Consider the following 17,908-nt stretch of genomic DNA (forward strand, 5'->3'; position numbering starts at 1 on the left):
ATTTTTGTAACTTTTACTGTCTCTAAAAATTTACAATCATATTTGTGAGTAAAACAGAAAAGTTAACCCGGCTGGTATTGCTCCGCCATGGGAAAAGTGTCTGGAATAAAGACAGGCACTTTACTGGTTGGAGTGATATTGCACTCAGCTTGCAAGGTGAGGAGGAAGCAAGAAGAGCAGGCCAGCGTCTCAAGCAGGCAGGTTTTAGTTTTGATATCTGTTTCTGTTCGGAGCTAAAGCGCGCACGAGATACGCTCGCTTTTGTACAATCGGAAATGAGCCTGAGCCATCTCCCGGTTCATCGGAGCTGGCGGCTGAATGAACGTCATTACGGCGCACTGGAGGGCATGCGTCCTTGGGCTGCCATTCGTAGATTTGGTATCTGGCCGGTACTGAAAAGCCAGCTCCATTTTGATGCGGTGCCTCCATTGCTGATGGCAAATGATCCTCGTGTACCCGCCAGCCAGCAGCGCTATGCAGCAGTTAATCATGCCCAGTTACCTCTGGCAGAAAGTATGCAACAAGCATTGGTGCGCGTACAGCCCTTCTGGCAGCAAACGATTCTCCCTGAAATCAGGCAGGGGAAACGTTTGCTAATTGTCTCGCACAAGGGGCTTTTAAGAACTTTAGTTATGCAATTGGAAGGATTGACAGGCGCACAGGTGATGCGCTTATCAATTACGACAGGTCAGCCGCTTTGTTACGAGCTGGATAGCTTGCTCAACCCAGTTAACCGTTATTATTTACCAGGTTGAGGCGCGCCAGAATTTTCGACAGATTTTCTGGATCGGAGAAATGATTATTTTTTATCCCGATCAGTTTGACTGGTGATGCCGGATAAGACCCCGGTAGAAATTTTGTACAGAAGATCTGCAGTCATTTGAGTGAGTTTTACGCCCGCTTCAAATTGTGCCCGGCCGGCTGAAGCTACTTGATGCGCCAAAACTGCCAGCGTATCTTTGATCTGTCTGCCCACAGCGGTGCCATTATGTTGTGCATGTGTTAGCAGGTCCTGCAGTGTTTCAGCAATCAAACCCTGTGTGGCGGAAGCCGTCTGTTTCAGGGTATCCAGAAATACATCTTCCAGATCTTCCAAATCTGCCCGGGCTTTGGCCAGGTCGCTGTCGGAGAACTGCTTTGCTTTTCCTGCTGCTTCTTCCAGAGCCAGCTTGGAAGCACCGGCCAATTGAGCAAAAGCACCATCTAGTCCGCTGACTGCCTGGGTGATTTGTGATCGCGCTGTTTGAGATTGCCCTGTGGCATGCGTTATTTTCTGCTGCGCACCAGCCTGAGCCCCTTCCATTACAGCGGTTGCTATCTGTTTCAGGGATTCGATATCCAGACCGTTAGAGTGCATAGTCTTGAGTGTAAGATTTCTGACAGCATTTTCCACATCACCACCCTGCTCTATTGCTTTCCTGACTTCTTCGGCAAGTTGGGTAACATCCTTATCAGTATGGGTGGCATCATGATTGTCATTTTGCATCAGAATCCTCCATTTCTAGTAGTTAATACAGACGAACATGCATACATTATAGGCTGATCCGCTTGATGCCGCCCATATAAGTCTGCAAAATTTCCGGGATAGTAACACTGCCATCTTCATTCTGATAATTTTCCAAGATGGCCACCAGCGTTCGTCCTACTGCTAGTCCAGAGCCATTAAGTGTATGCAGCAGTTCCGGTTTATCTTGCCCCTTACGGAAGCGTGCTTGCATGCGTCGCGCCTGGAACGCTTCACAATTACTACACGATGATATCTCCCGGTAGGTTTGTTGTGCGGGTAGCCATACTTCAATGTCGTAAGTCTTGGCGGCAGAGAATCCCATATCTCCTGTACACAACAACATGATCCTATAAGGCAGCTCCAGCTTTTGGAGAATTTTCTCGGCATGACCTACCAGCGATTCCAATGCTTCGTAAGATTTTTCCGGATGGGTGATTTGTACCAGTTCGACCTTATCAAATTGATGCTGACGGATTAATCCGCGTGTATCCTTACCGTAACTTCCCGCCTCGGAACGGAAACACGGAGTATGAGCGACAAACTTAAGCGGAAGCTGCTCAAGAGGAACAATCGTATTGCGAACGATATTGGCAAGAGGGACTTCGGCAGTAGGAATGAGGTGCAGGCCAACCATGCCTGTTTTATCTACATTATCTGTTTCATCCTGTGCGTTGGTCAGTACAGAAAAGAGATCTTGTTCGAATTTGGGTAGCTGTCCAGTTCCGCGCAAACAGTCCGCATTAACTAGATAAGGCACATAGACCTCGTTGTAGCCATTTTCTTGCGTATGGGCATCGAGCATAAATTGCGCCAGCGCGCGATGCAGCCGCGCCACCCCGCCTTTCAGCAGGCAGAAGCGTGCCCCGCTCAGCTTTGCCGCGGTTTCAAAATCAATCAACCCAAGATGCTCACCGATGCTGACATGATCCTTGACTGTAAAATCAAAATTCTTGGGCGTTCCCCAGCGCCTTATTTCAAGATTGCCATCTGCATTCTTGCCTGTCGGAACGCTGTTATGAGGCAGATTGGGAATTTCCATCAACAATTGCTGTAGTTTGGTTTGAATAGATTCGAACTGATTTTCCGCCTGCTTTAACGCATCTCCCATATTCGCTATTTCAGCCATGATCGTACTGACATCTTCTCCCTGCTGTTTGGCGATACCAATTTGCTTAGAAGCTGAATTACGTTTTGCCTGTAATGTTTGAGTCAGGGTTTGTATGGATTTACGTTGGCTTTCTAGATTCTCAAAATCGGACACAGGAAAGTTGTAACCTCTTTGGGCTAGACAAGTAGTAATATTTTGTAGGTCGCTACGTAATTGCTGGATATCTAACATGTGAACGGACTCCACGGCAGCCAGTAGGCTGGGTCGATATAAAATTTGTTATTGTGGAAAGTTGCTCCGGCATCTTAACCGGCAGGATTGCGGCTAATCTGCTGCGGATATTAGCATTGCAACGATTCTGTTTGAACAGAAATTAGATATCTGTATACGTGTTTAATCCAGAGACGAGGATGCCGCCAGCAGATTCAATCATCAAAACTGCACAGAGAATACAGTGGATGGTCTTGTTGGCGCAGCCGTGTACTTCCACCGACACCAGGTAAATCAATCACAAAACAGCATTCGATTATTTTTCCGCCCATCTCCTGAACCAGCTTGATCGCTGCTTCCATCGTTCCACCTGTTGCAATTAGATCATCGATCATTAGCACACGGTCGTCTTTATCGATTGCATCCGCATGGATTTCAATCTTATCGTAACCATATTCCAGTTGGTAATCACAGCTGATGGTTTCTGCCGGCAATTTACCTTGCTTGCGGATGGGAACAAATCCGGCCCCCAGCGCATAAGCAACCGGTGCGGCAAAGATAAAACCACGAGATTCTATTCCGACAACTTTGTCGATTTTTTCAGCCCGATAACGCTCGGCAATCTCATCAATAGTTATACGCAATCCGACTGGATCTTTCAGAAGAGTGGTGATATCCCGGAACATAATCCCTTCGCGAGGGTAGTGTGGGATAGTACGGATACGTGATTTGATAGACATATTAACAAGAGTGATAGCAGTATCGGAGTCAGCAGCCAGGATTGACAGGATGATGCAGTTTGTTGGCTTTTAACTTGGCTGTTTGTGTTTCAGGCGTTGCTTGGGCGGCAATATCGTCCGATTAATTCAGCCTGAGCAATAATGTGACCTTGCATGGCTTTTTCCAGAACAGCTTTGGTTGGTTGGTTCAAATCGGGCAATATAGTATCCAGAGCGTACAACTTATGAAAATAGCGATGGGTTCCGATTGGTGGACATGGTCCGCCGTAACCAGTTCTTCCCCAGTCGTTTATACCTTCCAAAGTACCGGCAGGCAATCTATCTACGGTTACTTGTGCTGGCAGGTTATCAACCGTAATTGGAATATTGTAAAGTACCCAATGTACCCATGTCATTTTGGGTGCCTGTGGATCAGGTGCATCCGGGTCATCAACGATCAGAACCAGGCTTTTCGTATTTTCTGGTACTCCTGTCCAGATGAGCTTCGGAGAAGAGTCCTCACCGTCGCAGGTATGATCTGCTGGAATTAGGCCTTGATGAGAAAACGATGGGGATATCAAACTGAGTGCCATGATTTTTTATTGTAAGAAAATGGTTGGGAGTATGCTTACGCATAGCTTGCGCCACTTTTTTCGAGTATCCAGGTATTCAGGCATGCAGCTCTATATTTGGGCAACACAATGCTGCATGCTTTCATATTTAATTGATATTATCTTGGTTAAGCTTTTGCGGGATCTTTCTTGCGAAGAAAAATGAAAGCACCTGCTATGCCCACACCAGCAAGTAGAATCAATTCCATCGTACCAAAGTTGGATCCATGACTGTGGCCACTCCCCTCTCCAATATGCAGCGGGATCTTGACGGCTGTTTTGACATTGCCTGCACCATCGTCTGTTTCCAGCTGAACATTATACTGCCCAACTTGTTCAAGATTGGTTGCAACCACGATAATACCGGAAGAATATTTCTCGGCAGGCATATACAGCACTTCATGTGCGCCGTGCTCACTACCTTCATGTCCTTCCATAAGGACCCTGACAGCGATAGGAACTTCACGTGTCTTGGCATCGGAAAGCTCAATCGTCATATTGATCTTGCCTGCATTGGGAACATGACTGCAATATGAATGCATAGGAGGAATATTCCCTTCCGGAACTTCATAAATGCTGATCGCAACAGGAAAATCTCCATCATCAACTTTACACCCTGAGTCATCATGATGCCCCTCGTGCGCGAGCATCAGCTGAGCTGATGCGGGCAACGATACCAGAAACATTGATATTGCGAGGCATAGCCCGGCAACGTATCTGTTTCGAAAAACCTTCTTCATATTTCCTCCACTTTATGATTTCAAATTTTGGTGCTGCTTAGTGTATTTCCTTTTAACCGGGCCGTTTGATTCTGGCTCGATTCTTTTGATTCGGGTTAGAACATAAACCACCACCGGATTGTATAACAAAAAACAAGCTGGGCAGCATCGTGATTTGTATGGTTATGGGATTGCTGTTTCTATCCTTGCTAGATAAGAGTGTAGAAAGTCCATGGGTTGCCATACCGGTTCATATGTAGATTCCTTGTGCGGAATTTTGTAGTTAGCTGATTGGCTCTCAGCCGTAGTACTTCAGGATATTCAGCGGATAGTTTCTCCCGGTGAGGTAGTCTTCAATACATTGCATTACCAGCGGTGTGCGATGAAATGCCTGTTTTGCACGGATTTCATCTATATTGAGCCAGATTGCCCGTATGATACCGGTATCGAGTTTTCTTTCGTGGTCAAAAGCAGTAACTTGACCGGAGAAGGTAAAGCGCAGGTAGGTAATACCATTCGAGGCTGATGTCCAATGATAAATGCCGGTTAACACCTCAGGCTGAAAGGTATGGCCAGTTTCTTCCAGTACTTCTCGACAGCACGCCTGAATAATGGACTCACCGGGTTCCAGATGACCGGCTGGTTGGTTGAGTTTTATCTCGGTTCCTTTGGGAATTTCTTCCACCAACAGGTATTTACCATTCTGTTCAACAACTGCGGCGACTGTAACATTGGGTTTCCAGATCATATGGCAGGGGCGCGTGAAATCAAGCTGTTTAAAATTGGAAGATGTAATTATAAATGCAGGCTTCTGGGCATATCTATCCTTACCCGAATTTTATATTGTAAGCTGAATAAGGTTGTAATTCTGCGATTTACGATGAACGCTCGGTAATGGCAGTAATTACTGAATTTTTATTATTGAAATAGGTTATATGCGCATTTCTTTTATCATTCCAGCTTTCAATGAAGAGCAATTGATCGAGCAGTGCCTGCGTTCAGTTGCCGATGCAGTGATGGCGAATCGCTCCTATGGCTATACCCATGAAGTCATCGTAGTGGATAACAATTCTACTGATGCAACGGCTCGTTTGGCTAAACGAGCAGGTGCCCGGGTGGTTTTTGAGCCGATCAATCATATTGCGCGTGCCAGAACTGCTGGCGCAGATGTTGCCAAGGGGAAATGGCTGATATTTATGGATGCCGATTGCCTTATGAATGCCGGACTGGTAGGTGATATGTTTGAATTGATCAAACAAGGCAGGCATGTCGGTGCGGGCAGCACGCTTTATATGCCGGATCAGCCCAGATGGGCGGAGATATTGCTGCGAATATGGACGCTGCTGTCAGTGCAGCTTGGCTGGGCTGCTGGGGCGCTGATAGTATGCAATGCCATCGCATTCAAAGAGGTAGGCGGATTTGATTTGACACTGTACGCGGCGGAAGAAATCGAATTGAGCCGGAAACTCAAGAAATATGGCCGCCAGCACAAGCTCAAGTTTGCAATTTTGAGCAAACACCCGCTCGAAACATCCTCCAGAAAAACCAGGCTTTACAGCGGATGGGAGATTACCCGACAATTTTTTTACCTGGTATTGTCTCCCTTGGGCTCATTGCGTAATAAAAAGAAGCTGCCGATGTGGTACGACGGTAGACGCTGACCGGGAAAAGACCGGTTATCCCGCTACGCTGTTAATTCAGGCTGTGTCACTCCGGCAAAAGCCGGAATCTGGAAAAGTCAGTCCGACGGATGACGGATTGCGCGCCTGATTAGCCTGATTATTCAGGCAGTTTCCGGATCGTAACGGATTCAGGATTCACAGGATCCGGAAAAGACAACTTCAGTAAATCGTGCATCCGGAGTCAGTACTTGCAGTTTATCGAGAAAAATTAATTCAACCTGCCGGGATCCGATTTCAGTTTCCAGCAGCAGAAACTCACGCGTTTCAGTATCCGTCAGAATATCCTTCGCCTTCCCTTCCGCAGTTGACTGGTCCTTCAGGATCAACCTGACCTGATAGCCATACATACAAGCCACTTCGATATAGTCGTGTAAATTGCAGGAAATATGTTGAGTCATGGTATTTGTCCAAATGATTTGAATCACCGCTGTTTTTCTTCGGTAATTATACTGCGCCTAGGGCCTGTTCCCGTTTGATCTCAAGCCATTGATTTAAAGAAGCACTCATATCGTTGTAGCTTTCACACAACAACAATACGAGCTTGCAATACTCCGATTACTGCTCAATGCCGAACTTTGGTCGAAGCTATTGACCATTTTGCTTCACGACAACATCTACAACAAGCAAGATTTGCGTATAACTGTCGAAGGCATACTGTACGCATGCATACCGGTTGTCCCTGGAGAGATTTACCCAAGGCATCCGACTGGAAGCCGGCGACACGGTGCCAGAAGGATACCGACGCGACCTGGACGAAGAAGCCCGGCAAGAGCCACTTCGGCTACAAGCTGTCGATCAATGTCGATAACAAGTGCAAGATCATCCACCGGATCGAAACCGATACCGCCCCCCACGCCCGGCAGGATCATGCCGGGCATAACCAAGATGCTCGGAATGATCCGGTGCATCATCGGATCACGTGCCGACAAGTCATTAACTGCCTGTTCCCAAAATACCAAAGCCATATCGGTCTGGTTTGAAATGTTCTCCCGGTTTGTACTATGCCATATTCAAATCCCGAAATAAGCTGTCTTTACAAGGTGATTTTATTTGAAATGATTACCGGAAAAATCTGTTAAGTAATTGTCACAACAATATAAAAATTCCTCCCGACTTGACCCTGAAAATTTTATTGAGTAAAGTGGCAAAAAGTGGTGAAATATGTAGAATTGTGGATGCCAGTGGAGTAAATACGATTCAAATATTAAACAGCCACCTCCATTGAAATCAAAAGGGACGAAATGTTTCGTGGCTCCACTCAATTAAATCTCGATAGCAAGGGAAGGCTCGCGATTCCCGCCAAATATCGGAATGAATTATTTGCCAATTGTGGAGGCAACATCGTTGTGACTGCTGATCCCTCCAGATGCCTGCTGATATACCCCCAGCCCGTGTGGGAACCAATTGAAAAGAAACTGAGCGGCTTTTCTAGCTTCAACCCACAGATTCGAAGTTTGCAGAGACTTATTATCGGTAATGCCTGTGACGTGGAAATGGATGGCTCCGGTCGCATTCTGATCAGCGCCCCCTTGCGGCAATTTGCCGGTTTACAGAAAGAAGTCGTGCTCGCGGGACAAGGCGAAAAATTTGAACTCTGGGATATGGCGAAATGGGATCTGGAAATCGATACGGCAACTGCTTGCAAGGGCGGAGATATTCCTCCCGAACTGGAAGGATTTTCACTGTAATGTGCCGGTAACGCCGTGCACATATCCGTTCTGCTGGAAGAAGTTGTAGATGCGCTAAATATTCAAAAAGGCGGCATCTATGTGGATGGAACGTATGGCCGGGGTGGCCACAGCCGCCTGATTCTGTCGCGACTGGACAAGTCAGGCCAGTTAATCGCGTTTGACAAGGATCCGGCGGCTATTTCCGAAGCTCGATCCATCCTGGATGAAAGATTTCAGGCAGTACACAGCAGTTATGCCGGAATGTACACAGCACTTCAGTCGCTGGGCATAAACCGGGTTGACGGTATTCTGCTGGATCTTGGTGTATCGTCAATTCAACTGGACGAAGCTTCGCGCGGATTCAGCTTTCGTCATGATGGTCCCCTGGATATGCGCATGGATTCCAGCCGGGGTAAAACAGCAGCAGAGTGGCTGACTATGGCGTCAGAAACAGAATTAAAGGAAATAATCAGAACCTACGGCGAAGAGCGGTACGCAGGACAGATTGCAAGTGCAATTGTTATGGAGCAGGCACGCCAGCCCATCAGTACCACGCTTCGGCTTGCCGAGATTGTCGCAGCAGTTGTGCGTAAGCGCGGTCACCGGGATGATCGACAGCATCCAGCGACACGTACTTTCCAGGCGATACGGATTCACCTTAACCAGGAGCTTGAAGAACTATCAATGACATTGCCACAATGTGTGGAGTTGCTGAATACAGGCGGCCGGTTGGTGGTGATCAGCTTTCATTCATTAGAAGATCGCATTGTCAAGCGTTTCATGCGTATGCAGACCGGTACCGATACTCTGCCGCGAAGATTGCCTATCAGGGAGGAGGAAAGCCGTTTACACAATCAGCAAAAATTAAGAATTATCGGTAAAAAAATTCGCCCAGGATCGGATGAAGTATCCGCCAATCCACGAGCACGCAGCGCTGTCATGCGGGTGGCAGAAAAACTGGAAACCAGAAACGCGATAAGCAGATGATCAAGCTAAATATTTTTCTATTTGTAATATTGATTATCTGTGGATTGGGTATTGTGACCGCACGGTATGAAGCACGTAAACTTTTCATGGAACAGGAAAAGGAACAAAAATTAACTGAGCAGCTAGAAACCGAATGGAGCCAGCTACTACTGGAGCAAAGCACACTGGCCATGTCTGCGCGTGTAGAAAAAATCGCCCGGAAAGAACTTGGCATGATTACGCCACCTACGACCGGAAATATTCTGGCTATTCATCCTGATTACACTCCGGGCACAACCGAATGAAAGTTTTGTTCAATCCTTCCCGTAAAACAATCTCTCCTGTTCCAGAATGGCGTTCACGCTTGGTGCAGGGACTTCTACTGACGTGCCTGATCATACTAATCTCCCGGTCAATTTACTTACAGGCACTGAACAAGGATTTTCTTCAGCAACAAGGGCAGTCACGTCACGAGCGGGTTATCGAACAAAATATGCAGCGCGGCAATATCAAGGATCGCAATGGTGAAATCCTTGCTGTTAGCGCACCTGTCAGATCTGTATGGATCGAACCTCAAAGAGTAAATGCAACACCGGAACAAATTAGACAATTAGCCAGTTTGACGGGCGTAGAAGAAGCAGTCATCCAGCAGCGCATTCGCAGCGGGAAAAAATTTGTATACCTGAGACGGCAGCTCCCTCCAGAATTAGCGGAAAAGGTAGCTGAACTCAATATAAAAGGAGTAAATCTCAAGCACGAGTTCTATCGTTATTATCCAGCACGCGAGCTGGCCGCGCATATTCTGGGCTTCACTGATATAGATGGACGGGGGCAGGAAGGAATGGAGCTGGCGTGGCAGGACATGCTGACCGGCGAGGATGGTAAACGGCGCGTGATTAAGGACCGGATCGGACGTATTGTGGAAGATGTCGAGCAGATTCAATCTCCGAAACCGGGCCAGGATGTCGTTCTGTCAATTGACAGTAAAATACAATACCTCGCTTACCGGGAATTGGCACGCGCAGTAAAAGAACAGCACGCTAAAGCAGGTAGCATCGTAGCGTTGGATGTACAAACTGGTGAAGTACTGGCAATGGCGAACTACCCGGCTTTCAATCCCAATCAGCGCGCCAGCATGAATAATGAAGTAATTCGTAATCGCGTGCTGGTCGATACATTCGAACCTGGTTCAACATTAAAGCCATTCGTCGTGGCTGTGGCAATGGAAACCGGCCGGATCAAGCCGGATACGCTGATGGAGACTGCTGGAGGCAAACTGAAAATAGGCAGAGCTGTCATACATGACGTGCGTGACAAGGGCAACCTGACCGTTTCCCAGGTTATTCAGGCTTCCAGTAATGTTGGCGCTGCAAAAATTGCTTTGTTGCTCCCGCCAAAAACTTTCTGGGAAATGCTCAACCGCTCAGGTTTTGGGACTGAAACCGGCATTGGATTTCCCGGCGAGGCAAGCGGACGGTTACGTGCATATAATACCTGGCGACCGATCGAGCAGGCCACCATGTCCTATGGCCATGGCATTTCAGCCAGTTTAATGCAGCTGGCGCGTGCTTATACGCTGTTCGCCACTGATGGAGAATTAAAGCCTGTCACACTGCTAAAGCGTGATATGCCTGCCGTTGGCCAGAAAGTCATTTCGCACGAAACTGCACAATCAGTCCGAAAAATGCTGGAACTTGCCGTTCAACCTGAAGGCACAGGCAATAGTGCACGCATCAGCGGCTACCGTGTTGCAGGAAAAACCGGTACCGCACACAAACGCCTGAAAGGTCAGAAAGGTTATGCCAAAGATCGCTATATCTCTTCATTTGTCGGCTTCGCTCCGGCGTCTGATCCGCGCGTAATCATCGCCATCATGATTGATGAACCCTCAAGCGGAAATTATTATGGCGGTACAGTAGCCGCCCCTGTCTTCAGTCGGGTAATGGAAGGTACGTTGCGCATATTGAACGTGCCGTTTGATGAGCCACTGGGCAATCTGGTTATATCACCTGTTCCTGCAGAGCTGGAAGATAAGGGATGAGCACTTCGTCCCGCTTTGGATCAGATGAAACTTATCTTGCTTGCTTGCTGGATCGGCTGAGCGTCAAGATACAACGTCTGGCGGCAGACAGCCGCACCCTGAAACCGGGCGATACCTTCCTGGCTTGTGCTGGCGAACAGCATGATGCACGCAACGATATTCCACAAGCAATTGCATTGGGCGTCAATGCAGTTATCTGGGAAAAACAAGGATTTTCCTGGAAACCGGAGTGGAAGATACCCAATCTGGGTATCTCTGGATTACGCCATGAAGCCGGGAAAATTGCCAGCCAGGTGTACGACCACCCATCCAGACATTTACGGCTAGTTGGAATCACAGGCACCAACGGAAAAACTACGTGTAGTCACTGGTACGCCCAGGCCATGATGACACTGGGGGAAAAGACAGCCATCATTGGCACGCTGGGACATGGCTTCCCGGGAGCGTTGAATCATGCCAACCATACAACGCCGGATGCAGTATATCTGCAGCAACTGATGGCTGACTATTTACAGCACGGCGCTCGCTCCCTGGTTATGGAAGCTTCTTCACATGGTCTTTCTCAAGACAGGCTGGCTGGTTCGGAATTTTCGATTGCCGTACTGACCAATCTGACGCGTGACCACCTGGATTATCATGGCAGTATGGATGCCTATGCTGCTGCTAAGGCAAAACTCTTTTTCTGGGAGGGGCTGCAACACGCTGTCCTTAATCTGGATGAGGTACTGGGCGTGGAACTATCACAACAGCTGGCCTGGAAAGACGTGTCGATCATTGGTTACGGTTTCAGGCAACCTGATCCATCAGCCCGTACAACCGGTAACCAAAAAATACTCTACGGAAGTAATCTGCGATTTACCACACAGCATATTAGCTTCGATGTTGAATTTTGTAATCGGCGCGCCAGTCTGCAATGTAATGTAACCGGTCGTTATAACGCATATAACCTATTGGCTGTACTGGCCACTTTACTTGCCAGTAATGTTGATCTTGATGATGCAATAACTGCCTTGCAACAAGTACAACCAATTCCAGGGCGAATGGAAAAACTGGGAGGAGGTGATCAGCCCATCGTAATCGTTGATTATGCGCATACACCCGATGCATTGAACGAAGTATTAACCGGCTTGCGCGAAACACTGGCCGGTACGCGCATGAAAAAACGGATACGAAAAAACCAGGCAAAACTGGTTTGCGTGATCGGTTGCGGAGGAGATAGAGATCGCGGCAAGCGCCCGTTGATTGGAGAGATTGCTTCACACCTGGCTGATGAAGTCATTATTACCAGCGATAATCCGCGCAATGAAAATCCGGCAGATATTATCAATGAAATCATGCTTGGGGCCAGTGGCAAGCACTGCACGGCTGAAGCGGATCGCACTGCAGCCATTTACCGGGCTATTCATGGTGCGCGCAAGGGCGATATTGTATTGATCGCCGGCAAGGGGGCAGAAACTCATCAGGAAATACAAGGAAAAAAATATCCATTCGATGATCGCGAGGTAGTGCGGCAGGTATTGCATGACCTGGCTGGTCCAGAATTGCAGGTGCAGGGATGATGAGCGTACAGGAAGCTGCACTAGCCCTGCATGCAAATTCAAATTGGTCTGGTGGCAACCCGATATTCACTGGGGTCAGCACAGACAGTCGCACCCTGAGACCGGGCGATCTTTTCATCGCGCTATCCGGCGAGCAGTTTGACGGTCAGCACTTCATTTCTACTGCCATCGAAAAAGGTGCCGTTGCCGCAATGGTTTCGACCGATACGGTCATCGTTCCGACAAAATCTGATTTCGGCTGGATCAAAGTAAACGACACTCGGCTTGGCTTCGGCCAATTGGCCGCAAACTGGCGTCAGCACTTTACACTCCCGCTGGTTGCCGTGACAGGTAGTAATGGCAAAACCACCGTCAAGGAAATGATTGCAGCTATTTTCAGACATGAATTCGGATCAGGAAACGTTCTTGCAACGACCGGCAACCTGAATAACGACATTGGTGTTCCACAAATGCTGTTGCAGCTCAATACCGGGCATACTTGCGCGGTTATTGAAATGGGCATGAACCACGCTGGCGAAATTGCCTATCTCAGTCAACTGGCTGCACCCACGATTGCCGTCATCACCAATGCCGGCACCGCACATATTGAACACCTGGGTACAACCGAAGCGATTGCCCGTGCCAAGGGGGAAATCTTTACAGGGCTGGGAGCACAGGGCATTGCAATCATCAACGCGGATGATGCTTATGCCCAGCTGTGGCGACAACTGGCAGGAAGCAGACAGATTCTGGATTTCGGCATAACGAATCCTGCTGCAATCCGTGCGCAACAAATGTCCAGCTCATCAGAAGCTGCATGGTTGTTGCAACTGCCAGACGACAAAGTTGAAATAACGCTGCAGGTACCAGGCCGTCACAATATTTACAACGCACTGGCTGCAGCGGCAGCTGCTACGGCTGCCGGCATCAGCACAACCTCCATTGCCGAGGGTCTGCATAACTTCATGGGCACTCCTGGGCGTTTGCAGAAAAAAGTGGGGCTATATCAATCTATTCTGATTGATGACACCTACAATGCCAACCCGGATTCCATGCAGGCAGCGCTGAATGTTCTGGCAGAGATGCCCGGCAAAAAAATTCTGATTATGGGGGACATGGGGGAGCTCGGTACGGATGCTGCAGGATTCCACTACACCATCGGCCAACAGGCTGCAAAAGCTGGCATAGATGCGTTACTGGCACTGGGAGAATTAAGCCAGCAAACCGTTGCAGGATTTGGCAGCGGGGCACAATATTTTGCCGATCTGGATACATTGCTGGAAAAAGCAAAAGACTGCCTGGGAAAGAATGTTTCTGTTCTGGTCAAAGGCTCGCGATTCATGCGCATGGAGCGTGTGATCGAGCAACTGCAGGATAGATATGTTGAGTAGGAACAAGGTAGATCCTCTGATTAAAACTGTTTTTTGTGTCTGCGACCGGACATTGCAACGGGAACCGTAAAATGTTATTGGCGCTTTTTCAATGGATTGCGGAAGATATCCGAGCTTTCAATGTATTCAGTTACATCACGCTACGTACCATGCTGGCAGCGCTGACTGCATTGAGCATCTCCTTTTTGATCGGTCCGGCCATGATACGCAGCCTGACTACGCGTAAAGTTGGCCAGTCCGTGCGTAGTGATGGTCCCCAATCTCACCTGACAAAGGCGGGCACTCCGACCATGGGTGGCGCACTAATTCTGATGGCAGTTATCATTACGACACTGCTGTGGGCAGATTTGAGTAATCGTTATATCTGGCTCGTACTACTGACAACCTTGGGTTTTGGTGCAATTGGCTGGGTGGATGATTATCGCAAGGTCGTACAGCATAATTCCAAAGGACTTTCGGCTTCAGCCAAGTTTTTTTGGCAATCAATCATTGCGTTGCTGGTCGCAGTATATCTTGCCATGACGGCTGAACTTCCTCAGCACACTGATATGATCGTGCCGTTTTTCAAGGAAGTCGCCATCCCATTGGGATCATTTCTGTTCATCATTTTGACCTATCTGGTTATCGTTGGCAGCAGTAATGCAGTCAACCTGACGGACGGATTGGATGGCCTGGCTATTATGCCCACTGTCATGATCAGTGGCGCGCTGGCCATCTTTGCCTATGTTGCCGGCCACGCCATATTTGCCAAATATCTTGGTATTCCACATATTCCCAGCGCAGGTGAACTGGCTGTTTTCTGTGGTGCGCTGGCTGGCGCCGGTCTGGCATTTTTATGGTTTAACGCCAATCCGGCGGAAGTGTTTATGGGCGATGTTGGTGCCCTGGCGCTAGGAGCAGCATTGGGAGTGATAACGGTCATTGTTCGCCAGGAAATAGTACTGGTCATCATGGGAGGGGTATTCGTCATGGAGGCATTATCGGTCATGATCCAGGTCGCCTCCTTCAAGTTATTCGGCCGGCGTGTTTTCCGCATGGCACCGTTGCATCATCATTACGAGCTCAAGGGATGGAAGGAAAACCAGGTTGTAGTGAGATTCTGGATTATTACCATCATTCTGGTGCTGATCGGCTTATCAACACTGAAACTACGATGAATTACGCCGACAAAAATATATTGGTTCTGGGTATGGGTAAAACCGGCATCTCCATGGTCAAGTGGCTTTCCCGTGCCGGAGCCCGGGTATCCGTAGCCGATACACGTACCACCCCACCGAATCTTGAGCTGCTGAGTCAGATAGTGCCGCTTGAAACGATTTTCTGTGGTCCATTCAAGGCAGAGCTGTTCAAGGACATTGATGCAATTGCTATCAGCCCCGGCGTGGCAATTGCCGAGCCACTGGTACAAGCTGCATTGCAACAGGGCGTATCAGTAATAGGAGATATCGAGCTGTTCGCCATCGCACTTGATCAGCACGCGCCACTGGGTACGAAAATTCTGGCAATCACCGGATCCAATGGGAAAACCACTGTTGCCACCATGGTAGGTGAAATGGCAAGGAATACCGGATGGGATGTTGAAGTAGCGGGTAACATCGGCCTGGCGGCGCTGGATGCGCTGATGCAGCGAATAGATACAGGAAAATGGCCGCATTTATGGGTACTCGAACTGTCAAGTTTTCAGCTAGAAACCACCAGCAGTTTACGTCCCAATGCTGCCGTCGTATTAAACCTCAGCGAAGATCACCTGGATCGCTACCGCATTATCGAGGAATACGCAGCCGCAAAAGCAAGGATATTTCCCGATCCACATAACAGTTGTGTGCAGGTACTCAATCGGGAAGATGCCCGGGTATACGCCATGGCTCACGAAAACAGCAAACAATTAACTTTTGGCTTGTCCGCACCGGCATTCGACGATGAATTCGGTGTGTTACCCAGTGGATCGGATTTGTGGTTGGCACAGGGCACCACTCGCTTGATGAAAGTCAGCGAACTTGCTGTCGCGGGATTGCATAACGCGGCCAACGCACTGGCGGCACTAGCATTATGCCGGGCCATTGATCTACCTTTTGAACCGTTGTTACATGCTTTGCACATCTTCAAGGGATTGCCGCATCGCATGCAGAAAATTGCCGAGTTCAATGGCGTGACTTTTTATGATGATTCCAAAAGCACCAACGTGGGCTCCGCTGTTGCCGCACTGAATGGTTTCCGAAAAAACGTGATTCTGATTGCAGGCGGAGATGGCAAAGGGCAGGATTTCTCACCTCTGGAACAGCCTATCAGCAAACATACACGCGGTGTTGTACTGCTGGGAAGAGATGCCGAGAAAATTTCACAGGCAATTCAGGGCTGCAATGTACCGGTACATCGCGTGGCAACTATGGATGAGGCTGTCCGGGTAAGTTTTTTGCTGGCAGAGCGTGGCGATAGCGTTCTACTCTCCCCGGCCTGTGCCAGTCTTGATATGTTCAACAACTACATCCATCGCGCTGAGGTTTTTACGGCTGCAGTCCAGGGAATCGAACACAAATTTGTACTCACGGCACAGACATGTCACTAACCGTATGATAAGTCCATCCACTACACATAATCAGCCAATCCAGCCCGAACTAGATCTGCATCTGCTTTCAGCTGTTCTGCTGTTGCTGGGCCTAGGACTGGTCATGGTGTATTCCGCCTCTATTGCAATCGCCGAATCAAAATATGGTGAGGGCGGTACTTATTATTTTCTTGTCCGGCAAGCTCTTTCTATCTTATTGGGAATATTTGCCGGGATGGTCGCTTTCCAGGTTTCGTTACGCCAGTGGCAAACTTATTCTCACTATCTGCTTGCAATAGGTATTGTACTGCTGATCGTAGTGCTGATCCCGGGTATCGGCCTTGAAATCAATGGCAGCCGTCGCTGGCTGCCTCTGGTGATATTTAACTTCCAGCCTTCCGAGCTGATGAAGTTACTCATTCTGATTTTTACAGCAGATTACGTTGTACGCAAAACCGCTTACAAGGATCATTTTTTCAAAGGTTTTCTGCCCATTCTTACATTACTGGCTATTGTTTCCCTACTTTTGCTGATGGAACCGGATCTGGGGGCTGCAGTGATCATAGCTGCCATCGTGTTATCCATCATGTTCATCAACGGAATGAGCCTGAAAATGTTTCTGGGGCTGTTATGCCTGATACCAATCCCGCTAATTCTGCTGATTATATTTGAGCCTTATCGTATGGATCGGATCAACGCTATTTTTGATCCCTGGAATGATCCATTCAATAAAGGCTACCAGCTCACCCATGCACTAATCGCGTTCGGACTTGGTGAATGGTGGGGAGTGGGGCTTGGAGGCAGTGTAGAAAAATTAAATTATCTGCCCGAGGCCCACACTGATTTCATGTTTGCAGTACTGGCCGAAGAACTTGGTTTTGCAGGCGTGGCCACTGTTATAGCGCTGTTTTTCTTTCTGCTAATCCGCACATTCAGAATCGGCCGTGCGGCAGCCACCCAGGGAGATCAATTCGGGGCACTGGTCGCGCAAGGTATCGGAGTCTGGCTGGGTTTTCAGGCTTTCATCAACATGGGCGTAAACATGGGTCTGCTTCCTACCAAAGGCTTGACATTGCCATTCATGAGCTATGGCGGCAGCAGTATCGTTATCAACAGTATTGCAATTGCCATATTGCTGCGGATTGATTGGGAAAATCGGCAAAAACGCAGAGGGCTAAATGTATGAATAAACACCTGCAAT

The 17,908-nt window shown here is 48.3% G+C and carries 18 protein-coding genes and 1 pseudogene; 12 read left to right on the forward strand and 7 right to left on the reverse strand.

Features of this window, described 5'->3' with window-relative positions:
- The first annotated feature begins 44 nt into the window (after positions 1-44).
- Positions 45-755, forward strand: a complete 711-nt coding sequence (locus ABF86_RS09420) for a 2,3-bisphosphoglycerate-dependent phosphoglycerate mutase (protein WP_074455751.1) — start codon at positions 45-47, stop codon at positions 753-755.
- A 44-nt stretch (positions 756-799) separates the two neighbouring features.
- Here ABF86_RS09420 and ABF86_RS09425 read toward each other — a convergent pair whose 3' ends face one another.
- From ABF86_RS09425 to ABF86_RS09450, 6 genes are all read right to left on the reverse strand, one after another.
- Entirely contained in the window at positions 800-1,486 is a 687-nt protein-coding gene (locus ABF86_RS09425) for a DUF6781 family protein (RefSeq protein ID WP_011633392.1), read from the reverse strand.
- Positions 1,487-1,532: 46 nt separating this feature from the next.
- Positions 1,533-2,846, reverse strand: coding sequence for a serine--tRNA ligase (serS, locus tag ABF86_RS09430; RefSeq protein WP_011633391.1), 1,314 nt, complete (start codon positions 2,844-2,846; stop codon positions 1,533-1,535).
- A 194-nt stretch (positions 2,847-3,040) separates the two neighbouring features.
- Positions 3,041-3,565 carry an adenine phosphoribosyltransferase gene (locus tag ABF86_RS09435; RefSeq protein ID WP_011633390.1) on the reverse strand — a complete coding sequence of 175 codons (525 nt, stop codon included), beginning with the start codon at positions 3,563-3,565 and terminating at the stop codon, positions 3,041-3,043.
- An 89-nt stretch (positions 3,566-3,654) separates the two neighbouring features.
- Positions 3,655-4,137, reverse strand: coding sequence for a YbhB/YbcL family Raf kinase inhibitor-like protein (locus tag ABF86_RS09440; protein ID WP_074455753.1), 483 nt, complete (start codon positions 4,135-4,137; stop codon positions 3,655-3,657).
- Positions 4,138-4,283: 146 nt separating this feature from the next.
- A complete protein-coding gene (locus ABF86_RS09445) occupies positions 4,284-4,895 on the reverse strand; it encodes a hypothetical protein (RefSeq protein ID WP_011633388.1) in 612 nt (203 codons plus the stop codon).
- A gap of 277 nt (positions 4,896-5,172) precedes the next feature.
- A complete protein-coding gene (locus ABF86_RS09450) occupies positions 5,173-5,622 on the reverse strand; it encodes an NUDIX hydrolase (RefSeq protein WP_011633387.1) in 450 nt (149 codons plus the stop codon).
- 187 nt (positions 5,623-5,809) lie between these two features.
- Between ABF86_RS09450 and ABF86_RS09455 the strand changes: the two genes are divergently transcribed.
- The gene (locus ABF86_RS09455; protein ID WP_074455754.1) at positions 5,810-6,535 is read left to right on the forward strand and encodes a glycosyltransferase; all 726 of its coding nucleotides are present in this window, start codon (positions 5,810-5,812) and stop codon (positions 6,533-6,535) included.
- 149 nt (positions 6,536-6,684) lie between these two features.
- Here the strand turns inward: ABF86_RS09455 and ABF86_RS09460 are convergent, their stop codons facing one another.
- Positions 6,685-6,954 carry a Rho-binding antiterminator gene (locus ABF86_RS09460; protein ID WP_074455778.1) on the reverse strand — a complete coding sequence of 90 codons (270 nt, stop codon included), beginning with the start codon at positions 6,952-6,954 and terminating at the stop codon, positions 6,685-6,687.
- Between the two features lie 148 nt (positions 6,955-7,102).
- On the opposite strand from ABF86_RS09460, the pseudogene ABF86_RS12880 reads away from it, so the two are divergent.
- From ABF86_RS12880 to ftsW, 10 genes and pseudogenes are all read left to right on the forward strand, one after another.
- Positions 7,103-7,404, forward strand: a pseudogene (locus ABF86_RS12880) (transposase); the annotation flags it as partial.
- A 393-nt stretch (positions 7,405-7,797) separates the two neighbouring features.
- A complete protein-coding gene (gene mraZ / locus ABF86_RS09475; protein WP_074455756.1) occupies positions 7,798-8,244 on the forward strand; it encodes a division/cell wall cluster transcriptional repressor MraZ in 447 nt (148 codons plus the stop codon).
- A gap of 15 nt (positions 8,245-8,259) precedes the next feature.
- On the forward strand, positions 8,260-9,213 hold the full coding sequence (gene rsmH / locus ABF86_RS09480; protein WP_074455757.1) for a 16S rRNA (cytosine(1402)-N(4))-methyltransferase RsmH: 954 nt from the start codon (positions 8,260-8,262) through the stop codon (positions 9,211-9,213).
- Entirely contained in the window at positions 9,210-9,497 is a 288-nt protein-coding gene (gene ftsL, locus ABF86_RS09485) for a cell division protein FtsL (RefSeq protein ID WP_011633381.1), read from the forward strand. Before rsmH ends, ftsL begins: the two co-directional genes overlap by 4 nt.
- Positions 9,494-11,233 (forward strand): penicillin-binding protein 2, encoded by a 1,740-nt coding sequence (locus ABF86_RS09490; RefSeq protein ID WP_011633380.1) that lies wholly within the window; start codon positions 9,494-9,496, stop codon positions 11,231-11,233. The genes ftsL and ABF86_RS09490 overlap by 4 nt, the downstream gene beginning before the upstream one ends.
- A complete protein-coding gene (locus tag ABF86_RS09495; protein WP_074455758.1) occupies positions 11,230-12,792 on the forward strand; it encodes a UDP-N-acetylmuramoyl-L-alanyl-D-glutamate--2,6-diaminopimelate ligase in 1,563 nt (520 codons plus the stop codon). The genes ABF86_RS09490 and ABF86_RS09495 overlap by 4 nt, the downstream gene beginning before the upstream one ends.
- On the forward strand, positions 12,792-14,162 hold the full coding sequence (murF, locus tag ABF86_RS09500; protein WP_309147355.1) for a UDP-N-acetylmuramoyl-tripeptide--D-alanyl-D-alanine ligase: 1,371 nt from the start codon (positions 12,792-12,794) through the stop codon (positions 14,160-14,162). The genes ABF86_RS09495 and murF overlap by 1 nt, the downstream gene beginning before the upstream one ends.
- A gap of 71 nt (positions 14,163-14,233) precedes the next feature.
- On the forward strand, positions 14,234-15,319 hold the full coding sequence (gene mraY / locus ABF86_RS09505) for a phospho-N-acetylmuramoyl-pentapeptide-transferase (protein ID WP_074455759.1): 1,086 nt from the start codon (positions 14,234-14,236) through the stop codon (positions 15,317-15,319).
- The gene (murD, locus tag ABF86_RS09510) at positions 15,316-16,728 is read left to right on the forward strand and encodes a UDP-N-acetylmuramoyl-L-alanine--D-glutamate ligase (RefSeq protein ID WP_074455760.1); all 1,413 of its coding nucleotides are present in this window, start codon (positions 15,316-15,318) and stop codon (positions 16,726-16,728) included. The genes mraY and murD overlap by 4 nt, the downstream gene beginning before the upstream one ends.
- A 4-nt stretch (positions 16,729-16,732) precedes the next feature.
- Positions 16,733-17,893, forward strand: a complete 1,161-nt coding sequence (gene ftsW, locus ABF86_RS09515) for a putative lipid II flippase FtsW (protein WP_074455761.1) — start codon at positions 16,733-16,735, stop codon at positions 17,891-17,893.
- Positions 17,894-17,908: the final 15 nt, after the last annotated feature.

The organism is Nitrosomonas sp. GH22, assembly GCF_009833115.1.
Taxonomy (GTDB): Bacteria; Pseudomonadota; Gammaproteobacteria; order Burkholderiales; family Nitrosomonadaceae; genus Nitrosomonas; species Nitrosomonas eutropha.

Coding starts and splice junctions, on each gene's coding strand:
- ftsL (WP_011633381.1), top strand. CDS start 9,210: ATGATCAAGCTAAATATTTTTCTATTTGTAATATTGATTATCTGTGGA.
- ABF86_RS09490 (WP_011633380.1), top strand. CDS start 9,494: ATGAAAGTTTTGTTCAATCCTTCCCGTAAAACAATCTCTCCTGTTCCA.
- ABF86_RS09495 (WP_074455758.1), top strand. CDS start 11,230: ATGAGCACTTCGTCCCGCTTTGGATCAGATGAAACTTATCTTGCTTGC.
- ftsW (WP_074455761.1), top strand. CDS start 16,733: ATGATAAGTCCATCCACTACACATAATCAGCCAATCCAGCCCGAACTA.
- murD (WP_074455760.1), top strand. CDS start 15,316: ATGAATTACGCCGACAAAAATATATTGGTTCTGGGTATGGGTAAAACC.
- ABF86_RS09425 (WP_011633392.1), bottom strand. CDS start 1,486: ATGCAAAATGACAATCATGATGCCACCCATACTGATAAGGATGTTACC.
- mraY (WP_074455759.1), top strand. CDS start 14,234: ATGTTATTGGCGCTTTTTCAATGGATTGCGGAAGATATCCGAGCTTTC.
- serS (WP_011633391.1), bottom strand. CDS start 2,846: ATGTTAGATATCCAGCAATTACGTAGCGACCTACAAAATATTACTACT.
- ABF86_RS09455 (WP_074455754.1), top strand. CDS start 5,810: ATGCGCATTTCTTTTATCATTCCAGCTTTCAATGAAGAGCAATTGATC.
- ABF86_RS09450 (WP_011633387.1), bottom strand. CDS start 5,622: ATGATCTGGAAACCCAATGTTACAGTCGCCGCAGTTGTTGAACAGAAT.
- murF (WP_309147355.1), top strand. CDS start 12,792: ATGAGCGTACAGGAAGCTGCACTAGCCCTGCATGCAAATTCAAATTGG.
- ABF86_RS09440 (WP_074455753.1), bottom strand. CDS start 4,137: ATGGCACTCAGTTTGATATCCCCATCGTTTTCTCATCAAGGCCTAATT.
- ABF86_RS09460 (WP_074455778.1), bottom strand. CDS start 6,954: ATGACTCAACATATTTCCTGCAATTTACACGACTATATCGAAGTGGCT.
- ABF86_RS09435 (WP_011633390.1), bottom strand. CDS start 3,565: ATGTCTATCAAATCACGTATCCGTACTATCCCACACTACCCTCGCGAA.
- ABF86_RS09445 (WP_011633388.1), bottom strand. CDS start 4,895: ATGAAGAAGGTTTTTCGAAACAGATACGTTGCCGGGCTATGCCTCGCA.
- mraZ (WP_074455756.1), top strand. CDS start 7,798: ATGTTTCGTGGCTCCACTCAATTAAATCTCGATAGCAAGGGAAGGCTC.